Below are 23242 nucleotides of genomic sequence, written 5' to 3' on the forward strand. Positions count from 1 at the left end.
CCTTATCTACAAAGACTGACTGACAAACAAAAAAAGAATGGGGATTCCCCCATCCTTTCACACTTCGCCTTCCTTCACAAAATACACCTTCTCATAAGCGGGTCTTAATGTTGATTCCTCTTTTTTATCGACCTCTTTAAAACAAGGATTCCCTTGTTTTTTCCTACGATCTTCATATTCAGTACGTAATTTCGCTGTACGATTTTGTTGATTTTCAAAACTAGTTTTTGATATTTCTAATTTCACAGCAAAGCCATTTATAAATCTAATAATAAGATTTCCATCTTCTAATTCTTTATTACTTTCAATATAAAAATGAGACAACCAAGCGCACTCTTTTCTAGAGTAAGAATAGGTAGGGAAAAAATAAAGTTGATCTGCTGGACTAATCGCAATCGGTGCTTTATGTGTAATATGAGTTAACTCTTTCGTTCCTTCTTTTCTGCCTAAGAAACTAGAGCCATGCTTGCGGCAACTTCTTTCTATAATATCTAGAGGTTTTTGAAATACGAAAAAAGAATCATTCATTTCAACGACTCGCGTAACAATTTTCTTTTCACTTAGAATAACAGGAAGTAAGGCCATCGTATTTTTCGTTACAACATAATTTTCGACATAGCGTTCCACTTTACTTTCCATACTCCATTATCTCCTTTTTTCCATTTATATTAGCAGCTGCATATATAATTTTAGCATCTATGAAAAGGAAATAGCTTACAAGTTCCGCTTTTTTACAATTTTTTATCATTTATCAAACATTTGTTAAACAATAAAATCACAATATAGAAATTAATTAATTTTAAAGTTATAAAAACAGCATTTATACTACCTATAAATATTTATTATCCATTCCTCATTTCACATCATTACAACAACTAACTTTGCTATAATTAAAATGTAAATCCAATATATGGAGGGCCACTATGGAAGAAAAAGAGATCCAACCATCGATTCAAATGAAAAATAGTAGCGTCATTATCGTGAAAAACTCAGCTAGTATTATATTCGGTTTATTTTTCATTCTGCTATTCTTTGCCAAACCGTTTCGTAAATCAAAATGTCCAGAATGTAAAAAACGTGAGAAGAAAAAATCAGGGCAAGAACAATAAAAGGCCTTCCTTTATGGAATGCCTTTTTACATTCGTAGTATCATTTTATTTATTCTTCTTCCCCCTAAAAAACGACTATATTTTCTTCCAAGGTTCTCTACATCTTTTTTGATTTGTAATATGATCCTTATATAAAACATGAGAAAGAGTATTTGTACTTGTTATCCGCTTTTAATTTTTATTAAAAAATTCAAATTTGCACATCTTTATCCATCACTAACAATTCGTTAATTAGTTAACTTTGTAATATAAGTTTTGTATATAATGTCATTCAAAAACACAATATATATAAGTAGCTATTTATAATTACATTGCTTTTTATCGAATTCTAAAAAGGAGTTGTATACTATGGATAAAGAAAATCCATTAAATCAGCAGGTTAATAGCATTCCCTCAGATGCTCTGAATACCCCTAGTAAGGAACAAGAACAACTGTTAGAAACATCATCTCAAAACGTACAAAATTCCAACAACAACGCTAACAAAAAAGATGTTACTCAAGGTCTATCTGGAAAAGATTTCCCCATTTCAACAGAGAATACAAATTTATAGTTATTTACTATCATACGCAGCAAATGCTCTTGCTGAACTAATTCTTCTACAGAAACTAATACGCATTCCAGATAATTTTTTACCAGTTGTAACATCGAAAAAGAGATTTAGATATAAAAACAGGCTCTAAAAAAACTTTCTCCACAACAAAAAAAGGATGGCATTAGCCATCCTTTTTTCCATCATCAACTATAAAATTATAGTTTGATTACGTTTTTAGCTTGAGGTCCACGGTTACCGTCTTCGATTTCGAAGCTAACTTTTTGACCTTCTTCTAAAGATTTGAAACCGTCAGTTTCGATTGCTGAGAAGTGTACGAATACGTCGTTTTCGCCTGGAACTTCGATGAAACCGAAACCTTTTTCGTTGTTAAACCATTTTACTTGTCCTGTTACTGCCATAATTATTTCCTCCTAAGAAAATACAAATTTTAAATTTTTTAGTCTTCCTGTCTAAAAAAAGAATCCACACATTATCAAATACGAAACATAAACTAGTTCTCACATACTTTTTCTCGTTCGTTTTCAGCACTTGATAACATATGGATTGCTTAATTTAACTATTCAACTGACATCATCATAGCACATTAAAATAAAATGTACAATCTTTTTCGAAAATAGAATTTCTAATTTTTAGTATTTCTTATAAAATATACTTATCTCTATTCTAAATAAGGAGGAGTTTATGACCAATAAAATTCCTAGAAAAACATTAAAAAGAATTGAAGAGGATATTGAAAATAATAATCTTGGAAAAGCAAGAGATAGATTGCATGGCCTCATCTTTACATACCCAAATGAATTACATCTTCGAAAACAACTCGGAGATATTTATTATAAATTACAATATCCAGAAATGGCTGGACGTTACTGGTATCTAGAAGAGCATAAAACAGATATTATGCATGAATCATGTTTATTATTTGAAAAATCAATGGGAAATAGTCCTCATCATATTGCACGTGCTTTAAAGTTTAAAGGCGATTCTAACCATATAAAAGGTTTGTATAAAGATCAACCTTTATCTTTAGTGCAGAAGAAAGTAGCAGAGGAGTTAATTTATGAGTATAAAGAAACATGGAAAGATAAGCTAGTTCCTTTTGGCTGTCTAGCATTGCTTGCTTCCCTTCTCTTTTCTGCCGTTGTTGGTCTATTCACTATTTGGAATTGGATTTTTTAATCACAGGGGGAATTTTCACATGTCAAACTACGCTAAAGAAGAAAGGCTAACAGGGGGAAACGTCTCAAGCGTATATCGTTCTGAAAATACTGTTCGGCGAGAGTTAAAGCCAGGCAGTGAAAAGATTCATAAGCTATTGCAACATTTAGAAAACAAAGGATTTCATTATGCTCCAAAGTTTTTAGGTGTAGATGAAAAGGATAGAGAGATTTTATCCTTTATTGAAGGAGAAGCTGGCAATTATCCTTTAAAAGAATATATGCGATCTAATGATGTATTAAAAGAAATAGCAAAGATGCTCCGCCTTTACCATGATGCTGTAAGTGATTTTCCGTTATTAGATGATTGGAAACCGATGGATCATACTCCAAATAACATTGAGGTTTTATGTCACAATGATTTTGCCATATATAACATTATTTTTAATAATGAGAAGCCAGTAGGGATTATTGATTTCGATGTTGCTGCTCCTGGTCCAAGACTATGGGATATCGCTTATACACTCTATACTTGTGTGCCTTTAAGTAGAGTGTATTATACTGAATCCGGTGAAGCCGTTCATTATGACTCATCGCAACATGCAGATCGTATTAAAGAGAGAGTGAATTTGTTCGTTCAGTCCTATGATAAAAATATGGATGAAGATTACTTAGGAATGGTGTTGCTTCGATTAGAAGGGTTATGTACATATATGAAACGAAAAGCTCAAGAAGGCGACTTGAATTTCCAAAGAATGATCGATGAAGGACATCTAGAGCATTATGAGAAAGATATGAAGTTTATTCGTGATCATAGGGCTGAGTGGAGTTGATTTAGTAATAAAGAAAAGTTAGTATCGTTTTTTGCCGACAACTCAATCTCTCTTTTCGAATCGTTTAGAAAATAACAAGGGGCACCTTTCAAAAAGGTGCCCCTTCCTTTTATTTCGTAAACTGTGCTTCTTCCGTAGATCCTTTTAACGCTGTCGTTGATGAAGTTCCGCCTGTAATCACTTGTGCCACTTCATCAAAGTAGCCTGTTCCTACTTCGCGTTGATGACGTGTTGCAGAGTAGCCATGTTTTTCAGCTGCGAATTCTGCTTGTTGTAGTTCAGAGTATGCTGCCATGCCGCGCTCTTTATAGCCACGTGCTAGTTCAAACATACCGTAATTTAATGAATGGAATCCAGCAAGTGTTACGAATTGGAACTTGTAACCGTAAGATGCGATTTCCTTTTGGAAGCTTGCAATTATTTTTTCATCTAGTTTTTGTTTCCAGTTGAATGAAGGTGAGCAGTTATATGCAAGTAGCTTCCCTGGATGCTCCTTATGAATTGCGTCCGCAAATCGTTTTGCATCTTCTAAATTTGGTTCTGACGTTTCACACCAAACGAGGTCTGCGTACGGTGCATACGCTAAACCGCGCGCAATTGCTTGATCAAGACCTGCATTCGTACGGTAAAACCCTTCTGGTGTTCTTTCTCCTGTAATAAATGCTTTATCAACAGGATCAATATCGCTCGTAATTAAATCAGCTGCATCCGCATCTGTTCTTGCAACGATAATTGTCGGCACTCCCATTACATCTGCTGCAAGGCGTGCAGAAATTAAATTGCGTACTGCTGTTTGCGTTGGTAGTAGTACTTTTCCGCCTAAATGGCCACATTTTTTCTCTGAAGATAATTGATCTTCAAAATGCACACCTGATGCACCTGCTTCAATCATACCTTTCATCAGTTCGAATACATTTAATTGCCCACCAAATCCAGCTTCTGCATCTGCTACAATCGGTACGAAATAGTCTGTATCATCGCTTCCTTCCATATGCTGAATTTGATCCGCACGTTGAAGCGTTTGATTAATTCGTTTTACTACAGCAGGTACGCTGTTCGCTGGATATAAACTTTGGTCTGGATACATATGCCCAGAAAGGTTTGCATCAGCTGCTACTTGCCAACCACTTAAGTAAATCGCTTTTAACCCAGCTTTTACTTGTTGCATCGCTTGGTTTCCTGTTAATGCGCCAAGTGCGTTAATATAGTCTTCTGTATGAAGCGATGTCCAAAGCTTCTCAGCACCACGACGCGCTAACGTATGTTCAATATCAATTGACCCGCGCAGGCGAATTACATCTTCTGCCGAATATGGACGTGTGATCCCTTTCCAACGCTCATCTAATTCCCAGCTTTCTTGTAACTTCTCGATTCTTTCGTTTTTCATTTGTTCCATCCCCTTTTCATTTTTTATAAAATTTCATAACCCGGTAATGTTAAAAATGGTACGAATTCATCATTTCGAACGAGATTTGTAAACAACGTTGTCGCCTCTTGGAATCTCCCTTTCTTAAAGGCTTCCTTACCAATCTCTCTTTCTATTTTTGCTAATTCTTCTTCTTTTAATTCTTCCATTAATTCAAGCGTAATATTACGACCATCATTTAGTTTTCCACCTTCATGACGAATCCATTGCCATACTTGTGCTCTTGAAATTTCAGCTGTTGCCGCATCTTCCATTAAGTTATAAATGGGTGCTGCTCCCCGTCCGCTTAACCAAGATGCAATATATTGAATACCTACGCTAATATTCATGCGAAGGCCCTCTTCTGTAATCGTTCCCACCGGTACCTCTAGTAAATCACTTTCTGTTACACATATTTCTTCACGTTTTCTAAAAATTTGATTTGGTGTTTTCATAATGTGATTAAACACTTCCATTGCAACCGGTACAAGTCCAGGGTGGGCAACCCAAGTCCCGTCATGACCGTCTAAAGCTTCGCGTTCCTTATCAGCACGCACTTTTTCAAAAGCTGCTTCATTTGCTTCTGGATTATTTTTAATCGGAATTTGTGCCGCCATTCCTCCAATTGCTGGTGCATTACGGCGGTGACATGTTTGAATTACTTTCAAAGAATACGAACGCATAAATGGCGCCGTCATCGTGACTTGTGCTCTATCTGGTAGTAAGAATTTATTATGATTACGGAAACTCTTTAAAAAGCTAAAAATATAATCCCATCTTCCGCAGTTTAAGCCAGCAGAATGATCTTTTAGCTCATACAAAATTTCATCCATTTCAAACGAAGCGTGAATCGTTTCCAGTAACACAGTTGCTTTAATCGTTCCATTTGGAATGCCGATATATTTTTGAGCAAATACGAATACATCATTCCATAATCTCGCTTCTAAATAACTTTCCATTTTCGGTAAGTAAAAGTATGGGCCGCTCCCTTTTGCTAAAAGAGTTTTCGCATTATGGAAAAAGTACAAGCCGAAGTCTACTAAGCTACCCGACATATTTTTCCCATCAACTTGCATATGCTTTTCCTCTAAATGCCATCCTCTTGGACGTACAATGAGTACAGCTGTTTTCTCATTTAATCTATATTCTTTCCCTTTATCATTTTCATGTGAAATCGTTCCCTTTACTGCATCTCGTAAATTGATTTGGCCTTCCACTGCATTTTCCCAAGTTGGTGAATTCGAATCTTCAAAATCCGCCATAAAAAGATGCGCTCCTGAATTTAAAGCGTTAATGACCATCTTTCTATCTACCGGTCCAGTAATCTCTACACGGCGATCCTCTAAGTCTTTTGGCAGCTTGGCAATTGTCCAATCCGCTTCACGTATGTGTTTTGTTTCTTCTAGAAACTTCGGAAACTCCCCTGCATCAATTCTCTTTTGTTTTTCTACACGTTTTTGTAAAAGTTCTATGCGGCGCTCATTAAAATTCTCATGTAGTTCCTTCAAAAAACTAAGCACCTCAGGTGTCAATATTTCGCTGTACGCTGGTAACATTTCTCCAACGAGTGTAACCCGTGAAGTTTGCGTCGACATATTAGCATCCCCTTCTTAAACTGTTTTATAACAGATTTGATTTCATGTTTTATATTATATAACAAATCTTCAGAAAAGGAAGTTTTTTTTGAAAATTCATTTCGTTTTTTTTCAAAACGCCATTCTTTCGCGCTTTATTTCATACAAAAAAGGCCGCTGTTATACAACAACGACCTTTTTGTATTATTTTTGAATTTCACTTTGACTAGTTAAACTTTATTACTGCCCTTGTTCCATATCATGCAATATTGCTCTATGTAAAAACTGTGCGTATTGTTCTCTCGTTACCTTCATAGACGGACCGAATTTACCTTCTCCGATTCCCATTGTAATACCATTTGTTTGTACTGCACTAATTGCATTCGTTGCCCATGAATTTGCTGAAACATCATTAAAGTTATGAGATCCCTTTGCCTGTAGGTCAAAAGCATTCGTAAGAACTTGTGCCATTTCCGCACGCGTTAACGTCGCCTTCGGTCTAAAGTTTCCATTCTCGTCTCCCTGGAAAATTCCGATTTCCGTTAGAGCCAATATCTCCTCAATAAAGCTTGTTGAATTTTCATCGATATCTCCATATGGGTTTTCATATTCATCTTGTTCTTCCATATCAAACACACGGTAAATTAAAGCTGCAACTTGCTCACGTGTTACATTATCCCCAAAACCGAATATTCCATCGCCATATCCCAAAATTATTTCTTGTTCCGCTAATTCATGAATTGCCTCATATGCCCAATGTCCTTTTGGTACATCTTTAAATACAATTGTATTTGCTTTTTGCAACGGTGCACTTTCCGCTTTTACACTATTACTCTCTGCTGAGAATAACACCCCACCCATAATTGTTAATGCTGTAGCTGTTTTTAATAATTTTTTGCTCATCAAATTATCTCCCCAATATGTATATGTTTTTTTAAAAATATACAGAATAAATGGTATAGTGACAATATATTTTCCGACACATTTCGTGACGGTTTTGTGAATCATATTACACATCATGTCTTTTTCATCGGGTTGATTATAAAGCTTGTTTATAACCATAAAAATACATAAATACGAATAATAATTCTTTTTTAAACAAACAAAAAAGCACAAATTTTTCTATTTGTGCTTTCATATTTCACTCTACTTCCAATCCTCTTTCAAATGATAATTAATAATCGCATTATTAATAAACTGAGCATATTGTTCTCTAGGTACAGGGCGATTTAATTCATACATGCCATTCCCAGTTCCTCTCACAACATTATTAGATTGTAACGCACTAATTGCATCTTCTGCCCAGTGACCTTTTGGAATATCTTTAAATGTATGTTTTTGTTTCGTTTCAAAATTAAATGCTCGTTTTAAAATGACAGCCATTTCCGCTCTAGAGATTGGTGCTTTCGGCCTAAAATCCCCTTGGCCATCCCCTGTAAAAACACCACGTTTTGTTAACGCTAAAATTTCCTTTTTAAAAGTGGTTGTACTATCAGAAACATCTTTATATGGATTCGCTACTGGCCCTTCTTCTTTTATCTCAAGTGTTCTGTAAATAGTCCCAGCTACTTGTTCACGTGTTATAAGATCGCCAACACCATACTTCCCGTTTCCATACCCTAATATAATTTTATGATACGCTAAATCCATAATAGCATCATATGCCCAAAATCCGTATGGAACATCTTCAAACACAATCATTTGTGGATACTCTTCCGCTTTTACAGGTGTCACATTCGCCCCTGCAAATATACCTCCTGCCATTGTCGCAATCATCATTACACCCAATATTTTTTTCTTCATTATCCTCTCTCCCTATTTCATTCAAATAAAATGAACTTCATTGTTTCAGGAGTACTATTTTTTTTGTGAATGTAAGATAAAATGCAAATCTTCTAGAAGAAATATTCCCACTACCTTTCTGCTTTATACCCCCTTCTTTCTTTTTCAAAAAGGAAGTTGTCACATCTAAGGTGTTATATACTAAAACATTCTACAATCTCTTTATAAACTCCTTTTCACTTTATAACTTCCCTTTATTGGCACCTAAAGGAGATGCCTAATGGAGATTACTATATTCATGGTTTATATTTCAGAGGTAGCATCCCCCTTCACTGATAACTCGCTTTCGCTGAATTTTGAGGTGGGGGTCTTACTGCCCAGCAAATAACGGGATAAAAAAATCATCCTTTTTTCTTAAAAGAGGATGATTTTTTTATATTTATTAACACTCAAATATGCTACTACTTTTGAAGAGTAAATTGGGCAACTATTTGTTTTAATTTTCCTGCTGCGTTATGCATATGTTCAATTGAAACCGAAATCTCTTGAACAGATTTTTCTTGCTGTTGAATAGACTCTTTTACCCTATCAGTTCGGTCAGATGATCTTTGGGAAATTTGAGCCATGTCTTCTGCAGAAGCCGAGATTTCCTCACTACTCGCTGCAATTTCATCTGTAGACATAGATACCGTTTGAATTTGCTCAGATACTTGCTGTACTTTTTCTGTAATTGTTCCAAATACTTTTTCTGTATGCATTACTACTTGTGTACCTGCCTGTACCTCATTATCTACTTTCCCCATCATATGTACCGTATGGTTCGTTGTTCCCATAACTTGAGTAATAAGATTCTCAATTTGTTTTGCAGAATCACTAGATTGTTCTGCTAATTTCCGCACTTCATCTGCCACAATTGCAAATCCTCTACCACTTTCACCAGCACGTGCAGCCTCAATTGCGGCGTTTAATGCTAATAAGTTAATCTGGGAGGTAATACCTTGCATAACATCAATGATTTTAACAATTTCTTCTGATTGTTCTTTCATAGTCTCTACTTGTTTCACACCGCTATGTACCGAATTTTGGATTGTATCCATCTGTTGAATCATTTGTTTCATTAATTTGTTACCACTCTCTGCATCTAATGCTGATTGAGCAGATAATTCATTTACAGAGGATGATGTATTGACTATACTCTGCATTCCTTGCGTCAACTCTTCCATCGCACCCGCAGTTTGTTCCATTGCTTGCATTTGACTCTCTGCACCATTTGCAACTTCTTCAATATCCATAGTGATTTTCTTCGCTGCACTACTAGATACTTCTGATGCAGATACTACTCCGTCTGCATGTTGGAATAAAAGCTGAATATTATTCTCTACTTCTTGCATATTTGTTCTTAGCCCTGCAATCATCTCGTTAAAATTACTTACTAATACACCTAATTCATCCTTAGCAGTATAATCACCATGTACGGTTAAATCTCCTTCTTTCGCTCTTTCCATCATACGACTAACCGTTTGTAAAGGAGCAACTATGAGCTTGCTAATAATATAACTTACTATACATATAACGATTGTAGTAACTACTACAAGAATGATAAAGGTAATAACGGAACGATCAATCATTTTTTGAGAATCTTTAAATACTTGGTCAGCTAAATTTGAAACATACGATTCTAGATCCACTGCATAACCAGCTAACTCTATTCCCTTCGGTTTTAATTCCTTCTGAAATTCATTTACCATTTGTGGCTCATTTGTTGCCTTCGCCTTTTCAAATAATTTTTTATATGTATCTTTATAACTTGGCAAAGATTTCTTCATCTTCTGAAATAGTTCATCCTCTTGCTTACTTAAATTAAAACCATCATCATATTCTTTTAATAAAGAATCATATTTTTTAAGATCCTTTTCAATATTATCAATTATCCCCTCTTTATTTGCCACTTCATTTTGTGATGCCGTAATTAATTCTAGTAAGTTATATTCTAATGAATTTTGTGTACGAAGCATTCCTTCTAATAAAATTGCAGAATATTGATAATCATCTACTACAACCTCTGTATCGTGCTTAATCTTATTAATAGAATTAATTGCTACACTGCTCATAATTACCATACCTAAAACTGCTAATGAAATAAGCGCTAATAATTTATATTTCACTTTTAAATTTTGTAAAAAATACATTTTTCCACCTTTATTCCTTTATATATAGATTTTTAGAATTTTATAGCTTATTATTTACAAAATCGTAATAAAAAGCAATGATAAATATTCCCAATATGAAACTTATATCTCTATAAAAAAAGAAGTAGCTATCATGCTACTCCTTTTTGCTTTGTTTCTCATATTGTTCAAACGTATGAATTCTTTCAAAAATTGGTGGGTGCGTGTATAAGAAAAATTTTACTAACGCAGGCGGATTTACTTGGCTTAAACTTGTTTTTGATAAATATTGAAAAGTTTTCACACCAGATTTCCCATCCTTCGTCATATTTAAAGCATATTGATCTGCCGCTCTTTCTTCTATACGTGAAACGTAGTTTGTTGCTGGTTGTGCTGCAAAAGAGAGGACAGAAGAAATTAAGAAAAATAAAGGTAAAATGGAGAAACATGCTACTTTTGAAATTTGCAATGTATCTCCCCATTTGCGAATACACATATTTATAATACGACTAATTAAAAACATACCTATAAACGATAGCAATACATAACTTGCAACGCCAAAATATATATGTTTCATAACATAATGCCCCATTTCATGGGCCATTATAAATAAAATCTCTTTATCTTTTAACTGCTTAAGTGTTGTATCCCACATTACAATACGGGCGTTAGGGCCAATTCCTGTTACGTAAGCATTTAATGCATTCGTTTTTTCTGACATATTTACTTCATATACGTGTTTAGCAGGAATGTCCGCTTTGTCTGCTATCGCTAAAATTTTCGTTTCTAATTCTTTATTTTTCAGCGTCGAGAAGTCGTTATACAGTGGATCAATAACGACAGGCTGTATGAATGTTAAAAAGATTGTAAATGGAACAGAGAGCGCCCATCCTGCGAGCCACCATCTCTTCGGAAATTTACGGATAAGCCATAATAGAACGGTAACTACGATTAACATAGTCGCATAACTTTCCCAAAAACCGATAACATGATCTTTTATCCAGCTTTGTGTACTTTGTGTTGAAATGCCGTAATCAACGGACACTTTCCGGCCAATCCATTGCATCGGTAAGGCAAGCACTGTTGTCAATAATGATAAATAAAAGAAATAAATCGCAACTTGCAAAACACTTATTTTAGTCGTTTCCTTCGACCATTTCTCAAACTTTCTTGAAATACCTAGCACAAGTACAAATAATAAAATAATCCATTCAAGAGGCGTCGCTAAAAAGTATAGTAAATTTTTCACGCGCGAATAATCTTGGCTTAGCGTAAGCTCTCTCGTACTCATAAACGTTTCTGGATCTGCACTCGTTCCCTTATACATGTCCGGAATAAGTTCATGATTCCATCCAAATAAATACCAATATATAAGTAACGCAAATCCAACGTACAAAAAAAGCGACCAACCGATAACCTTCTTCACGCTATTCCCTCCTCTATGCTGCCTGTCTATTATTATTGTAAGTTCGTACACGCTAAATTAGAACAAGCTTATTATGTGAATTGCTCTGGATCTTTTTATTTACATAAAAAAACTCTTCTACATAAGAAGAGTTTTACCTATCTTTAAACACTTTCTTCGGTTCACAATCCGTAATAAGGATCACACTTACAAACCAACACGCACCCTACTTGCTTTTTAGATAAAATAAAAAGCCTCTTTAAGGAAGTACATCTATTAATAAACTAAAATCTTGTAAAGAGAAAGAACTATATTTCATAATACCCTGTACAGCTAAAAGTAAAACAAGACCGATCACACACATATAGTTAACGCTTTCTTCATTCTTTTTTTCAGTAACCACTCCACCACTTATACATAAAATCCCTAGCAAATGGAGCGCTAAATACATGAAAAAATAAGCTTCCTCCCAGCGCAAAATAACATTCACTGTCGTTATTAACACTAGACTAAGTAAAATCAAATAAAAAAACTTATTTGATGATATCGTTTCATTCATATAATTTTATACATCCCTTTCAAATTTCGAATTAATGATGTTTCAAAGCTATAAAGTAAATGATTGTTTTCATACCATAAAACAAAAGGAAAGCCACCATTACTTTCTCGAATACTTTATGAATCCACATATACTTCTCTTCATTCTTTTTGAAGATGCGCTTCATCATTTCTTCTACAATTAGACCAAATATTAGTAAAACCCCGAACACAATAAGAAGAGAAATAATATTTTCTTTTAAATGAGTACTAGAAAATACGTAATACTCTGGAAACACAATCGTATCTACTACAGGTTGAAGCCAATGACAAACACTTCTATCACACATATCTGTAATAGACGTAGAATCTATAATGTCTTTTAATATTTTTTCAACCGTCTTCTTCATCTTATTTACTCCCGACTACATCTGAAAAGCTCTTTTTCTGCTCTGCATATATAACTGGCACTTCTTTACTCCAATATTTGCGATTAACAAATAAAAAGATAAGTACTAAGTTTAATCCTGTTATAAAAATAATAAGTCCAGGAAAGAATGTCGTATAATTTGAGAAATCGGCAAAACTCATAATTTTTTCTCTACTTATTAGAAAAGACGCACCTATTACAAATGCATTGTTTAACATATGTATTGCAATTGGCATGAGTAAACTTTTCGTACGAATATATACGATTGACAATACGATGCTGAATATGGCTGCACCGAGGAAATCAACATGTAACAACGCAAACAATATTGCTACAACGATGGTCGCTATGCTCGTTCCCCATTTTGTTGCAAAACGTTGAAGTAAAAATCCGCGAAAAACAAATTCCCCGATAATTGGTGCGATGAATACGACCCTAATGACTTGAGATACATATCCCCCAGTACTATCTACAATTGGTTCATGCAGGGCGTTCATAATAAAGTCCGGTGTAATCCATGCAAAACTATACATATACAAAATAAGATACCCGTAACTAAACATGCATAACATAACCGTAATGTATAAAACTTGTACCAAGTTAAATGTTTCATTTTTATTAACAAATAATGAAAATGAAATGTGGTGCTTTCTATACTCATAAGAAATCCATACCATCGGAAGGATATAGAATATAAGGATATTTATAAAAGAAGAATTTTGTATATGAAATATACTTGTTAGCAAATCGCCACTACTTCTCGCTATTAAAATTAATAGTGCAAATACAATTAAAAAATATCTAGCTCGCATCACTTGAAACGGGTTCACACTCATCTCCTCCCCTATGTTACTTTTATCATATCATTTGATTCTTAATTTTTTGCGAAAGAAAACCTTAAAATTTCCTTAAAAATTCCATAAGTTACAAAATGATGATATGATATTCGAGAAAATTAGGAGGGATATTTATGTACCAAGCAAATATTTTACTCGTTGATGATGAAACAGCAATTTTACAATTACTAACTACCATTCTTGAAAAAGAAGGCTTTTCTCATATTACAACTGCAACATCAGCTGAAATAGCTTTATCTCTAACTAAGCAAAACAATTACGATTTAATTATTTTAGATGTAATGCTTCCTGGACAATCTGGTTTTGATATTTGTCCAATCATTCGCCAACAAACAGATTGTCCAATTTTCTTCCTATCAGCAAAAGCATCTGATTTAGATAAAATATCCGGATTTTCATACGGTGCAGATGATTATATTACGAAACCATTTAATCCATTAGAAGTAGTAGCACGTATGAAAGCACAGCTTCGGAGACATATGAAACAAACCGTACCACACGAACAAAAATCACACTCAATTTCATTTGGAAGATTTGAAATTGATCAGCACTCTGCAGAACTAACAGTAGATGGGCACATTGTCGAATGTTCTGCTCAACTCTTTCAACTACTACTCTTCTTTTGCGAGAATCCGAACTACGTATTTTCGAAAGAGGAAATATATGAAAAAGTTTGGGGAGCACCTGCCTATAATGGCGATGACAACACTGTTATGGTCCACATTCGAAAACTACGTGAAAAAATTGAACACGATCCAAGTAAACCAGAATATATAAAAACCGTTCGCGGGCTTGGTTATAAGTTCGTTACAAAGTAGGGTGACGATATGAATTTTAATAAACGACTTATTATTCAATTTATCATGCAACACGTTTTTGTTTTGGTTACATTACTGATTGCTGTAGTAGCGGCTTTCACGTATTTAATTTTTCTTGTTACGAGTACTTCATACGAACCGAACATTCCAGATTCTGATAATTTTATGATTGCAAGATATATCTCTTCAGAAGATGGGCATATTTCGTTACAATCTGAAGTGCAAGATTTAATAAAGGAGAAAAATGATTGGCTCCAAGTTGTAGATGAAAACGGAAAAATCCTCTACCACTTTAATACACCAAATGATGTTCCGGATGCTTATACGAAGACATCTTTAGTCGCATATATACAGCATCATATCGAAAGCAATTATAAATTTACATATTGGGAAATTGAATTAGAAGAAAAGAAAGCACTTGTTATTTATGGTGGTATGTTAAAAAGCAATGCGTTACTGACAGCAATTCAAAAGGAGCATTCCTCTTTAACGATGGATTCGTTCGCATTAACAGATCAAGAAAAACAGTTACTGTCTAAAGAAAAAGCAACACTTCAAATATTTAATCAAAATGGCGAAGAGGTTTTTTCCTATCCAACTGGAAAGAAAAAAACATTTTCAGCAATACAAATTGCCCTTAATGAAAAAGAACCGTGGAATCATAAAGAAAACACGTCTAGCTTTTACGATGCAAATAGTGGCAACCTTCTCGTTGTAACTGCAAAAAATGAGCACTACTATCCAGATGACGAAATTGAAGATGTATTTACTAAGAAGTTTCTCATCGGATGCGGATTAATCCTTCTTATCGTATTTGTTTATTTAGTCATTCTTTCTATTTGGTACGGTAATAAATTCGGAAAACCGTTATTACATGCGATGCGCTGGCTAAAAAATATCGCTGGTGGAAAGTATGAAGAACCTATTAGTAAAAAAGGAAAACCCGTCAGGTTCCGGCGATCTGGTAAAGAAAAATGGTCATTCCGTTTGTTTAGAGATGTAACAAGTTCACTAGAACACCTTTCTATTACACTCAAAAAAAATGATGCGATGAGGCAAGTCCTCCAGCAAACACGAGAAGAATGGATTACCGGTCTAACACACGACTTAAAAACACCACTTAGCTCTATATATGGCTACGCATTATTACTCGAATCGAATCAATATAACTGGACTGATCGTGATATTCAGCAATTTGGTAGTGTTATGAAAGAGAAATCTCAATATATGACGACATTAATTGATGATTTAAGCTTAACGTATCAATTAAAAAATAACAGCCTTCCTGCCCAACACGTAAACGTTGAAATCAATCAGTTCGTTCAAAAAGTATTATTGCAATTTATTAATAATCCAACACTCCAAAATCAAAATATTGAATTCGTACCGAGCTCAAATAAAATTCAATATTTCATTGAAGAAAAATGGTTTCAGCGTATTATCGAAAACTTACTCGTAAACGCGGTAAAACATAATAATGAAACGACTAATGTCATCGTAAAACTATCACAAAACGCTAATTCCTTTACACTCTCCATTTCAGATGACGGAAAAGGAATGGATGAAAAAACGAAAGAACTTCTATTTGAACGATATTACCGCGGAACAAACACAGAAGAAAGCAACATTGGAACTGGACTTGGCCTAGCCATTACAAAACAGCTCGTTCATGCTCATAACGGAACAATTTCCGTTGATAGTGCACTCGGAAAAGGAACGACGATTATTCTTGTATTTCCGTTTCGTTCGTAGGAAAGACGCTATGTGGCGTCTTTTTTTCTTTTCTGGGAGAGTTTTGCGGTAATTGAAATTATGCAGATAGTTTTTTGGGGGTGTTTTAGCGGTATATGAAATTATATCAGCGATTTTTTGAATATATCGGCGCAATTCAAAATATATCAGCGATTTTCTAGATATATCGACTTACCGACAAAAATCGACAATACTAACCTACTTCCTCTACTACTATACAAAGTAAAAATAACCCTTCATAACTCACTATGAAAGGTCACTCCATATTTCAGCTATTTCCCTACTAACACAAACACATTCTCATCAGGTGCTTCCATTACTGCAACATGTCCTGATTCTGTTGGAAATGGTTCGCGAATCCACTTTACATCTTTATTATCTTTTAAACTCTCATACGTTTGTTGTACATCTTCTACTAATACTTCGACTTCCGTAAAATTAATATCCGGATGATTGCTTATTACTAACTCCGAACTTTTCTCATCTGGAAATTTCAATCCTATTAACGTCCAAATAGCTCCTTCTTCTAGTTCTCTTTCTATCATCCAGTTTTGCTTCATTCCCATTTCTCCTTTTATGAAAAAGCGAACCATCTCCCAATGATTCGCTCTTACCTTATTATTTTTTCTTCACCGGTATCCAAAGCTCTACTTGTGCAAACTCACTCTTATCTTCGTGGCAACGCTCATCGTACAGTTCAAACTCTGTAACTCCGCAATGTTCATACCCTGAATGCGGAAACCATTCTGAGAATACTGCATTCCAAGTTTGGTGAATAGACGATACCATTTCTTTATGAGGAACTTTCGGCGTTGTAAATACTGCATATGTTGCTGCAGGGAAAGTACGCTTTGCAATTTCATTTGGTACATTTTCAAAGTCTGTAACTTCCATTCCAATAATATAAGTGAAGTCCCCTGTTTCTAAATTAAAATCAGTACATAATCCAAGCTCTACCCATTGGCTCGTATCTTTACGATTCGGAATCGTTGTTCCAAGATCTTTTTGTAAATATTCTTGCCAAAATGCTGGGATGTCTTGATGGTTCTTCCCCTCTTTACTTGTCGTCTTCAGTTCATAACCTGCCATTAAAAATTCTGGTTTATTTACAATACGATATTCCATTTGTATGCCTCCTAAATACGGATTTAATTTTCTTTGCTTTACATTCACTCTGTAATACATCGGTGTTTCGATTTCTTGTTTTCGATATTCACTCGGTGTCATTTGAAATAATTTTTTAAAGGCTCTCGTGAACGTTTCGTGAGATTGAAAGCCATGCTCAAATGCGATATCAATAACTTTTTCATCCGTATGAGAAAGTTGATAAGCTGCCCGGGCTAACCTCCTCTTTCGAACATACTCCATTACTGTATCACCTACTAACGCCTGAAATACACGATGAAAATGCGACTCAGAAAAACCTGCAACCCGCGCTAAATTACGCAGCGTTTGTTTTTCCATTACATCTTCCTCAATATAATCAATTGACCTTTGAATTTGTGTTTCATAGCTTTCCATCTCTGTTCACCCGCCTTATATGTATTATGATAAAAGAGAACACAATCCAATTCTTGACGTTTTTTACTATAATTCCATAAAAAATTGTAACTTTTTTATATGTATTTCGTTGTTATGTATGAAGGGAGGGAAATGTAGTGAAACGCAAACAATCATTAGAAGAAATTTACTCAGAGCATATGCATGATTTATTTCGCTATCTTCTCTCCCTAACCGGAGATTCCCACTATGCGGAAGATCTCATGCAAGAAACATTTTACCGAATGCTCGTCCATATTGATTATTATAAAGGCGAAGAAATTAGGCCGTGGTTATTTACAATAGCCTACAACGCCTTTATCGATTGGTATCGAAAAGAAAAAAAGTATAACACAACTACAGTGGAAGAATTCCATTTACCAAACGTGCCAAGTACAGAACATGAATATTTCGTAAAACATGAGATTGCTAGTTGGTTAGACAGTTTATCTTCTCTTCCGCTCGAAAGACGAAATGTCCTACTACTACGAGATTACTATGGATTCTCCTATAAGGAAATAGCAGAAATGACTGGTCTCTCATTAGCGAAAGTGAAAATTGAATTACACAGGGGACGAAAAGAAATAAAAAGCATAAAGGAGTGATACAGATGGGCTGTGCAGAATTTAAAAAACTATGGAAGAAGTATGAAAATGGAACGCTCACGCATGATGAACAAGAACTGTTAGAAAGTCATATTGAGTCATGTGAAGAGTGTGAAGCTTACTTAGATGAGCTGTTAACAAAAACAGAACCAATTAAGAAAAAGTTACCTCCAAAAGATCTTAAAATTCCTTTTTGGAGAATTAAGTGGAAACATCGTTTACAAACGTTTGGTTTTATATTATCAATTTGCATCGTTATCTATATAATCGGCGGGGTATTATCAGCCTTTTATTTTCAAGCTAATAATGATAAAAGGCTAAAAGAAATTAGAGAGGTTCCTTCGCTTGCACTTGAAGCAACTATCCCAAATAGCCGCGTTATGGGAGGCGGAACAAGTGTAGAAGCTTTTTTCCGTACAAATAGCCAATTTGATTTAGTAAGAACCGTCGGTAAAAAAGAAATGCCACTTGGTACAATAGAAACAAAAAGCTTCTTATCATCTGTAGATATCACGAAGCAAACTTGGATGAATCCGTTCTATCAACCAAAACTCTTCTTTGTTCATCCCAAAACAGAGCAGGGTGATTATTTAAAGGATTCATCAAAAAAAGTATGGGATACACTTGCAAAAGTACATGATGGAACCGTTGCAGAAGTAGCAATTTCTTTTGATAAAGCTTACACTTTAAAAGAATTAGAACCGCTTTTATATAGCATATTCGAGGCACAAGAACTCCCTCCAACTCCTGTATGGTACGCTTTAGATACAGGACAAGAAAGAAAAAATGTAGATGACTATATCCTACATGGCGGAGAAGCTATAGGGTTTCCAGAACATGTAAGATTCCTCGATAATGAAACTGACGGGCAGAAAACGCAAGAAGACAAAGTAACCGAAATGATGCGCGTTCTTTCTATCCATAAAAAAACGGTAAGCAAAATAGCAGCGCTTTCTGAGAAAGAACTAAACTTAGATAAACGTTATCAATATGTAAAGGATAACGGTGTAAAAGTATACGGAATTGTTATTACTGGCCCATCGAAAGAGTTATTAAAATTACAAAACTCCCCGCACGTACGTTATGCGACTCTTGGAGATATTGAGATTTGGAATTGGTTTGATCATTAATAAAAAAGAAGTAGCGCTCTAAAAAAGATGCGCTACTTCTTTTTTATTCCGAAATCAATTTCACATACATCCCTCTCACCGCTTTTTCATAAGCAATATCACTCATCTGTCTTATGTTTTCTGACACAACAGACGACTGAACGATTTTTCCTTCACGAAGTAACGGCGGATCAATAAGACGCACTTTATTTTTCTGATGTAAATCATAATCGTTTCTATCTTCTTTTACTTTTACATTTCGATGAACTTTGCTTAATAAAGCTTCTACTTCGGGGTCATTACATTGTTGCAATTTTGAAATAAGCTCCTCATCTTCAAGAAGAAAATCATCTGCATGAATAATCCTTTTATGAAGAGCTACCTTTAACGTTTTCGCTAACATATCATTTCCGTAAATATTCATTGGTTCCATAAAGAAATCGATTACTTCCTTGTAATACGTTTCTGTAAACCATTCTGCCATTTCGACACTTTGAACAACCATTTTCCCATCTACAGCGATGACATCTTCTAAAAAACTGTGAACTTCTTCTAAAGAAACATACCCATATGTATACATATCTCGTAATGTATAATCCACTCTGTCTGCGCATAATTCTGGTGCTGACCTTTCGAGTAACGTCCATTTCGAATCATCTAACAAAATATCTTCATAGTTATAACCATACTTCGCAAGAATCGCTGGAATTTCTGAGTTTTTCACAACAGAACTAAATATCTCTTCATGATAACTTTCATCTTCATTATCAAAAACGTAATCAATCACATGGGAAAAAGCAGTATGCGATACGTCATGCAGTAAACTAGCAATCTGTTCTTTTACTGAACCACCTAATTTTTTAACTAATAACATAACACCAACTGAATGATCAAAGCGCGTTACATTCCATTTCTCGTTCATTAAGTAACTTGCGCCATTTTGATGAATACCTTTTAGCCTTTGCATAGACTTACTTGAAATTAATTCTTCTACTACTTGATCCACTTCAAATTCTCCGTATAGTACATCTGATATGATCACTTACAATCCCCCTTTATTTTAATCGAGTCTTATAATCTTATCTCTTTTATGAAATTAGCACCAACATAAATATTTATTGTTATTTGTTTTTATTAAAAAAAATAGAGAGCCATCAGCTCTCTATTTCATAACCCCTATTCAAATGTAACTTCTACCTGCACAATCTCCGACCTACTACCAAGTCTAAGCGGTGGTCCCCAAAACCCAAATCCAGAAGAAACAATTGCGTGGAACGCGCCTTTTTGTGCGTATCCCCAGTCTAGCTCGTACATTCTTCTCGTTACAATATGATTGGGCGCCATTTGTCCGCGGTGCGTATGACCGGATAATAATAAATCTACACCTGCCGCTGCTGCTTGTTTCAACTCAAATGGCTGGTGATCCATTGCGATAACAGGCATCGATTTATCTACCGTACTCATTAATTGTTCAAAGCTTTGACGATCTCGCTCTGTTTTATCTCTTCTTCCAACGAGATAAAAGTCATCTTCAATTGTAATTACTTCATCTAAAAGAATACGAATATCAATCTTATCCATCTCTTGTAAAAACTCTGGAACCGCTCTACCATAGTATTCATGGTTCCCTAAAACACCATATACGCCTAATGGTGCTTTCATTTGTTTCATGATTGGTCCCATATTCTTTTGAATGAACACACCTGGATGATCATCGATAATATCACCTGGCAGTAAAATAATATCAGGTTCCATCTCATTTACATGACGAACAAGCCTTTTTAAATGCGAAACGCCAGACAGTTTACCGAAATGCATATCAGAAGCCATCGCAATGCGTAAACTTTTACGTCCCTCTACTTTTTTCGGTATGTGCACCTCGTACTTTCTAACTACTGGGCTATATGCGTTGAATACTCCGTATGCAAAAATAAAGATAAACGCAAGTAACACGGCCGTTCCTGTCCAAATAATTGCCGCTTCTTTCTCTACTGAAAACTGTAAAAGAAAGACCATAATATTAGCTAATGGCAACAGCATAAGCGCATATTGTATAACCGCAAACCAAATCGAACCTATCGTTCGCAGAAATGGCAAAAACTTAAACACTTGCACGAGAATGTACGCATATGAAATAAATGCGACTATAAAAGCATAATATCCCCAAGATTCCCAGCCAAATACCGCATGAAGCCAAACCCATCCGTTCCAGCCGATGTAAAACATAAGTAGTGTGTATATAATTAATATGGTAAATATATTGAGATAACGAAGATTCTTCACAGCCAGCCTCCTTATTGATTTCTTTTATTATAACTTGTTATGCACTTATAACGTAAATATTAAGCGCTTCAATCTTCAGAATAAGAACATTGATAAACATATTATCTTAAAATTTTTAAGAACGGCTGTAATGGACATTTTTGAGTCTTAAGTGTTGGATGAAATTCTATTATCTTTATCGTTCAAAACTCACCTATGCAATTATGCATAACCATCCATTCCGTTTTATTTTCATGTTACGATATAAATGTAATACGACATATATCGACAAAGATAAAAGGAAGTGATTGTATGAAACGTTCTAAAACATACTTAAAATGTTTAGCATTATCCGCTGTTTTTGCTAGTAGCGCTGTAACTCTTTCAACACCTGCTGCTTATGCTCAAACAACATCGCAAGTTGTAACAGATATCGGACAAAACGCAAAAACACATACGAGCTATAATACATTTAATAATGATCAAGCTGATAATATGACAATGTCTTTAAAGGTAACTTTTATCGATGACCCAAGCGCTGATAAACAGATTGCCGTTATTAATACAACTGGTAGTTTTCTAAAAGCAAATCCTACTATAAGTGATGCACCTATTGATAACTACCCAATCCCTGGCGCTAGTGCAACATTACGTTATCCTTCACAATATGATGTTGCATTTAACCTTCAAGATAACAGCGCTCGTTTCTTTAACGTAGCACCTACAAATGCTGTAGAAGAAACGACTGTAACATCTAGCGTATCTTATCAACTTGGTGGCTCTGTTAAAGCTTCTGTAACGCCTAATGGCCCTAGCGGTGAAGCTGGTGCAACTGGTCAAGTCACTTGGTCTGACTCTGTAAGCTATAAACAAACTAGTTATAAAACAAATTTAATTGACCAAACAAACAAAAACGTAAAGTGGAACGTATTCTTTAACGGATATAACAATCAAAACTGGGGTATTTACACACGTGACTCCTATCATTCTTTATATGGAAACCAACTTTTCATGTACTCTCGCACATACCTATATGAATCTGATGCAAAAGGTAATTTAATACCGATGGATCAACTTCCAGCGCTAACAAATAGCGGTTTCTCTCCTGGTATGATTGCTGTTGTTATCTCTGAAAAAAATACAGATCAATCTAACTTACAAGTCGCTTATACAAAACACGCCGATGACTACCAACTTCGTCCAGGCTTCACATTCGGAACTGCAAACTGGGTTGGAAACAACGTAAAAGACGTTGATCAAAAAACATTTAATAAATTGTTCACACTAGATTGGAAGAATAAGAAATTAGTAGAGAAAAAATAAAGAAAACCGAACCTCCATTTAGATG

The 23242-nt window shown here is 34.9% G+C and carries 23 protein-coding genes and 2 pseudogenes; 10 read left to right on the top strand and 15 right to left on the bottom strand.

What is annotated here, in order from left to right; translation table 11 throughout:
- Positions 1-57 precede the first annotated feature (57 nt).
- Entirely contained in the window at positions 58-639 is a 582-nt protein-coding gene (locus AU379_RS21590) for a competence protein ComK (RefSeq protein WP_000444439.1), read from the bottom strand.
- Positions 640-923: 284 nt separating this feature from the next.
- Between AU379_RS21590 and AU379_RS21595 the strand changes: the two genes are divergently transcribed.
- Both AU379_RS21595 and AU379_RS21600 read left to right on the top strand, forming a co-directional pair.
- Positions 924-1109 carry a hypothetical protein gene (locus AU379_RS21595; RefSeq protein WP_000391373.1) on the top strand — a complete coding sequence of 62 codons (186 nt, stop codon included), beginning with the start codon at positions 924-926 and terminating at the stop codon, positions 1107-1109.
- A 348-nt stretch (positions 1110-1457) separates the two neighbouring features.
- Positions 1458-1661 (top strand): hypothetical protein, encoded by a 204-nt coding sequence (locus AU379_RS21600; protein ID WP_000356922.1) that lies wholly within the window; start codon positions 1458-1460, stop codon positions 1659-1661.
- A 197-nt stretch (positions 1662-1858) separates the two neighbouring features.
- Here AU379_RS21600 and cspA read toward each other — a convergent pair whose 3' ends face one another.
- Positions 1859-2062: an RNA chaperone/antiterminator CspA gene (gene cspA, locus AU379_RS21605; RefSeq protein ID WP_000301518.1), complete on the bottom strand. Its 204-nt coding sequence runs from the start codon at positions 2060-2062 to the stop codon at positions 1859-1861.
- A 283-nt stretch (positions 2063-2345) separates the two neighbouring features.
- Here cspA and AU379_RS21610 point away from each other — a divergent pair, with 283 nt between their 5' ends.
- Both AU379_RS21610 and AU379_RS21615 read left to right on the top strand, forming a co-directional pair.
- Positions 2346-2840: a DUF6584 family protein gene (locus AU379_RS21610; protein WP_000182390.1), complete on the top strand. Its 495-nt coding sequence runs from the start codon at positions 2346-2348 to the stop codon at positions 2838-2840.
- 19 nt (positions 2841-2859) lie between these two features.
- Positions 2860-3651 carry a phosphotransferase gene (locus AU379_RS21615; RefSeq protein ID WP_000073794.1) on the top strand — a complete coding sequence of 264 codons (792 nt, stop codon included), beginning with the start codon at positions 2860-2862 and terminating at the stop codon, positions 3649-3651.
- A gap of 109 nt (positions 3652-3760) precedes the next feature.
- On the opposite strand, the gene aceA is transcribed toward AU379_RS21615, so the two are convergent.
- The 9 genes from aceA to AU379_RS21660 all read right to left on the bottom strand — a co-directional run bounded on the left by aceA (position 3761) and on the right by AU379_RS21660 (position 13782).
- Complete coding sequence (gene aceA / locus AU379_RS21620) at positions 3761-5038, bottom strand: isocitrate lyase (protein WP_082769983.1); 1278 nt, start codon at positions 5036-5038, stop codon at positions 3761-3763.
- Positions 5039-5061: 23 nt separating this feature from the next.
- Positions 5062-6651, bottom strand: coding sequence for a malate synthase A (gene aceB, locus AU379_RS21625; protein ID WP_025967002.1), 1590 nt, complete (start codon positions 6649-6651; stop codon positions 5062-5064).
- A gap of 219 nt (positions 6652-6870) precedes the next feature.
- On the bottom strand, positions 6871-7638 hold the full coding sequence (locus tag AU379_RS21630; protein WP_114159535.1) for an S-layer homology domain-containing protein: 768 nt from the start codon (positions 7636-7638) through the stop codon (positions 6871-6873).
- A 138-nt stretch (positions 7639-7776) separates the two neighbouring features.
- Positions 7777-8433, bottom strand: coding sequence for an S-layer homology domain-containing protein (locus AU379_RS21635; RefSeq protein WP_000727094.1), 657 nt, complete (start codon positions 8431-8433; stop codon positions 7777-7779).
- Positions 8434-8873: 440 nt separating this feature from the next.
- Positions 8874-10601, bottom strand: coding sequence for a methyl-accepting chemotaxis protein (locus AU379_RS21640; RefSeq protein ID WP_000273774.1), 1728 nt, complete (start codon positions 10599-10601; stop codon positions 8874-8876).
- A 136-nt stretch (positions 10602-10737) separates the two neighbouring features.
- Complete coding sequence (locus tag AU379_RS21645) at positions 10738-12006, bottom strand: M48 family metallopeptidase (RefSeq protein ID WP_000755729.1); 1269 nt, start codon at positions 12004-12006, stop codon at positions 10738-10740.
- Between the two features lie 238 nt (positions 12007-12244).
- Complete coding sequence (locus AU379_RS21650; protein WP_001006050.1) at positions 12245-12544, bottom strand: DUF2101 family protein; 300 nt, start codon at positions 12542-12544, stop codon at positions 12245-12247.
- Positions 12545-12575: 31 nt separating this feature from the next.
- Entirely contained in the window at positions 12576-12932 is a 357-nt protein-coding gene (locus tag AU379_RS21655) for a hypothetical protein (protein WP_030023820.1), read from the bottom strand.
- A gap of 1 nt (position 12933) precedes the next feature.
- Positions 12934-13782, bottom strand: coding sequence for a type II CAAX endopeptidase family protein (locus AU379_RS21660; protein WP_001067986.1), 849 nt, complete (start codon positions 13780-13782; stop codon positions 12934-12936).
- Between the two features lie 140 nt (positions 13783-13922).
- Between AU379_RS21660 and AU379_RS21665 the strand changes: the two genes are divergently transcribed.
- Both AU379_RS21665 and AU379_RS21670 read left to right on the top strand, forming a co-directional pair.
- Positions 13923-14627 carry a response regulator transcription factor gene (locus AU379_RS21665; protein WP_029442109.1) on the top strand — a complete coding sequence of 235 codons (705 nt, stop codon included), beginning with the start codon at positions 13923-13925 and terminating at the stop codon, positions 14625-14627.
- A 9-nt stretch (positions 14628-14636) separates the two neighbouring features.
- The gene (locus AU379_RS21670; protein ID WP_061139707.1) at positions 14637-16379 is read left to right on the top strand and encodes a HAMP domain-containing sensor histidine kinase; all 1743 of its coding nucleotides are present in this window, start codon (positions 14637-14639) and stop codon (positions 16377-16379) included.
- Between the two features lie 272 nt (positions 16380-16651).
- On the opposite strand, the pseudogene AU379_RS21675 reads toward AU379_RS21670, so the two are convergent.
- Positions 16652-16948, bottom strand: a pseudogene (locus AU379_RS21675) (VOC family protein); the annotation flags it as partial.
- Positions 16949-16997: 49 nt separating this feature from the next.
- The gene (locus AU379_RS21680) at positions 16998-17900 is read right to left on the bottom strand and encodes an AraC family transcriptional regulator (protein ID WP_000446853.1); all 903 of its coding nucleotides are present in this window, start codon (positions 17898-17900) and stop codon (positions 16998-17000) included.
- A gap of 137 nt (positions 17901-18037) precedes the next feature.
- Between AU379_RS21680 and AU379_RS21685 the strand changes: the two genes are divergently transcribed.
- Both AU379_RS21685 and AU379_RS21690 read left to right on the top strand, forming a co-directional pair.
- A complete protein-coding gene (locus AU379_RS21685; protein ID WP_000823990.1) occupies positions 18038-18523 on the top strand; it encodes an RNA polymerase sigma factor in 486 nt (161 codons plus the stop codon).
- 5 nt (positions 18524-18528) lie between these two features.
- Positions 18529-19653, top strand: a complete 1125-nt coding sequence (locus AU379_RS21690) for an anti-sigma factor (RefSeq protein ID WP_000501655.1) — start codon at positions 18529-18531, stop codon at positions 19651-19653.
- A 43-nt stretch (positions 19654-19696) separates the two neighbouring features.
- Here the strand turns inward: AU379_RS21690 and AU379_RS21695 are convergent, their stop codons facing one another.
- Both AU379_RS21695 and AU379_RS21700 read right to left on the bottom strand, forming a co-directional pair.
- Positions 19697-20674 (bottom strand): HD domain-containing protein, encoded by a 978-nt coding sequence (locus AU379_RS21695; protein WP_000587072.1) that lies wholly within the window; start codon positions 20672-20674, stop codon positions 19697-19699.
- A 134-nt stretch (positions 20675-20808) separates the two neighbouring features.
- Positions 20809-21915 (bottom strand): metallophosphoesterase, encoded by a 1107-nt coding sequence (locus tag AU379_RS21700; RefSeq protein ID WP_000793739.1) that lies wholly within the window; start codon positions 21913-21915, stop codon positions 20809-20811.
- A gap of 34 nt (positions 21916-21949) precedes the next feature.
- Between AU379_RS21700 and AU379_RS31255 the strand changes: the two are divergent.
- Together AU379_RS31255 and cytK2 are read left to right on the top strand one after the other, a co-directional pair.
- A pseudogene (locus tag AU379_RS31255) lies at positions 21950-22063 on the top strand (TetR family transcriptional regulator); the annotation flags it as partial.
- Between the two features lie 143 nt (positions 22064-22206).
- Positions 22207-23217, top strand: coding sequence for a beta-channel forming cytolysin CytK2 (gene cytK2, locus AU379_RS21705; RefSeq protein ID WP_000830627.1), 1011 nt, complete (start codon positions 22207-22209; stop codon positions 23215-23217).
- Positions 23218-23242 lie beyond the last annotated feature (25 nt).

This window comes from Bacillus sp. JH7, assembly GCF_001563515.1.
Taxonomy (GTDB): Bacteria; Bacillota; Bacilli; order Bacillales; family Bacillaceae_G; genus Bacillus_A; species Bacillus_A cereus.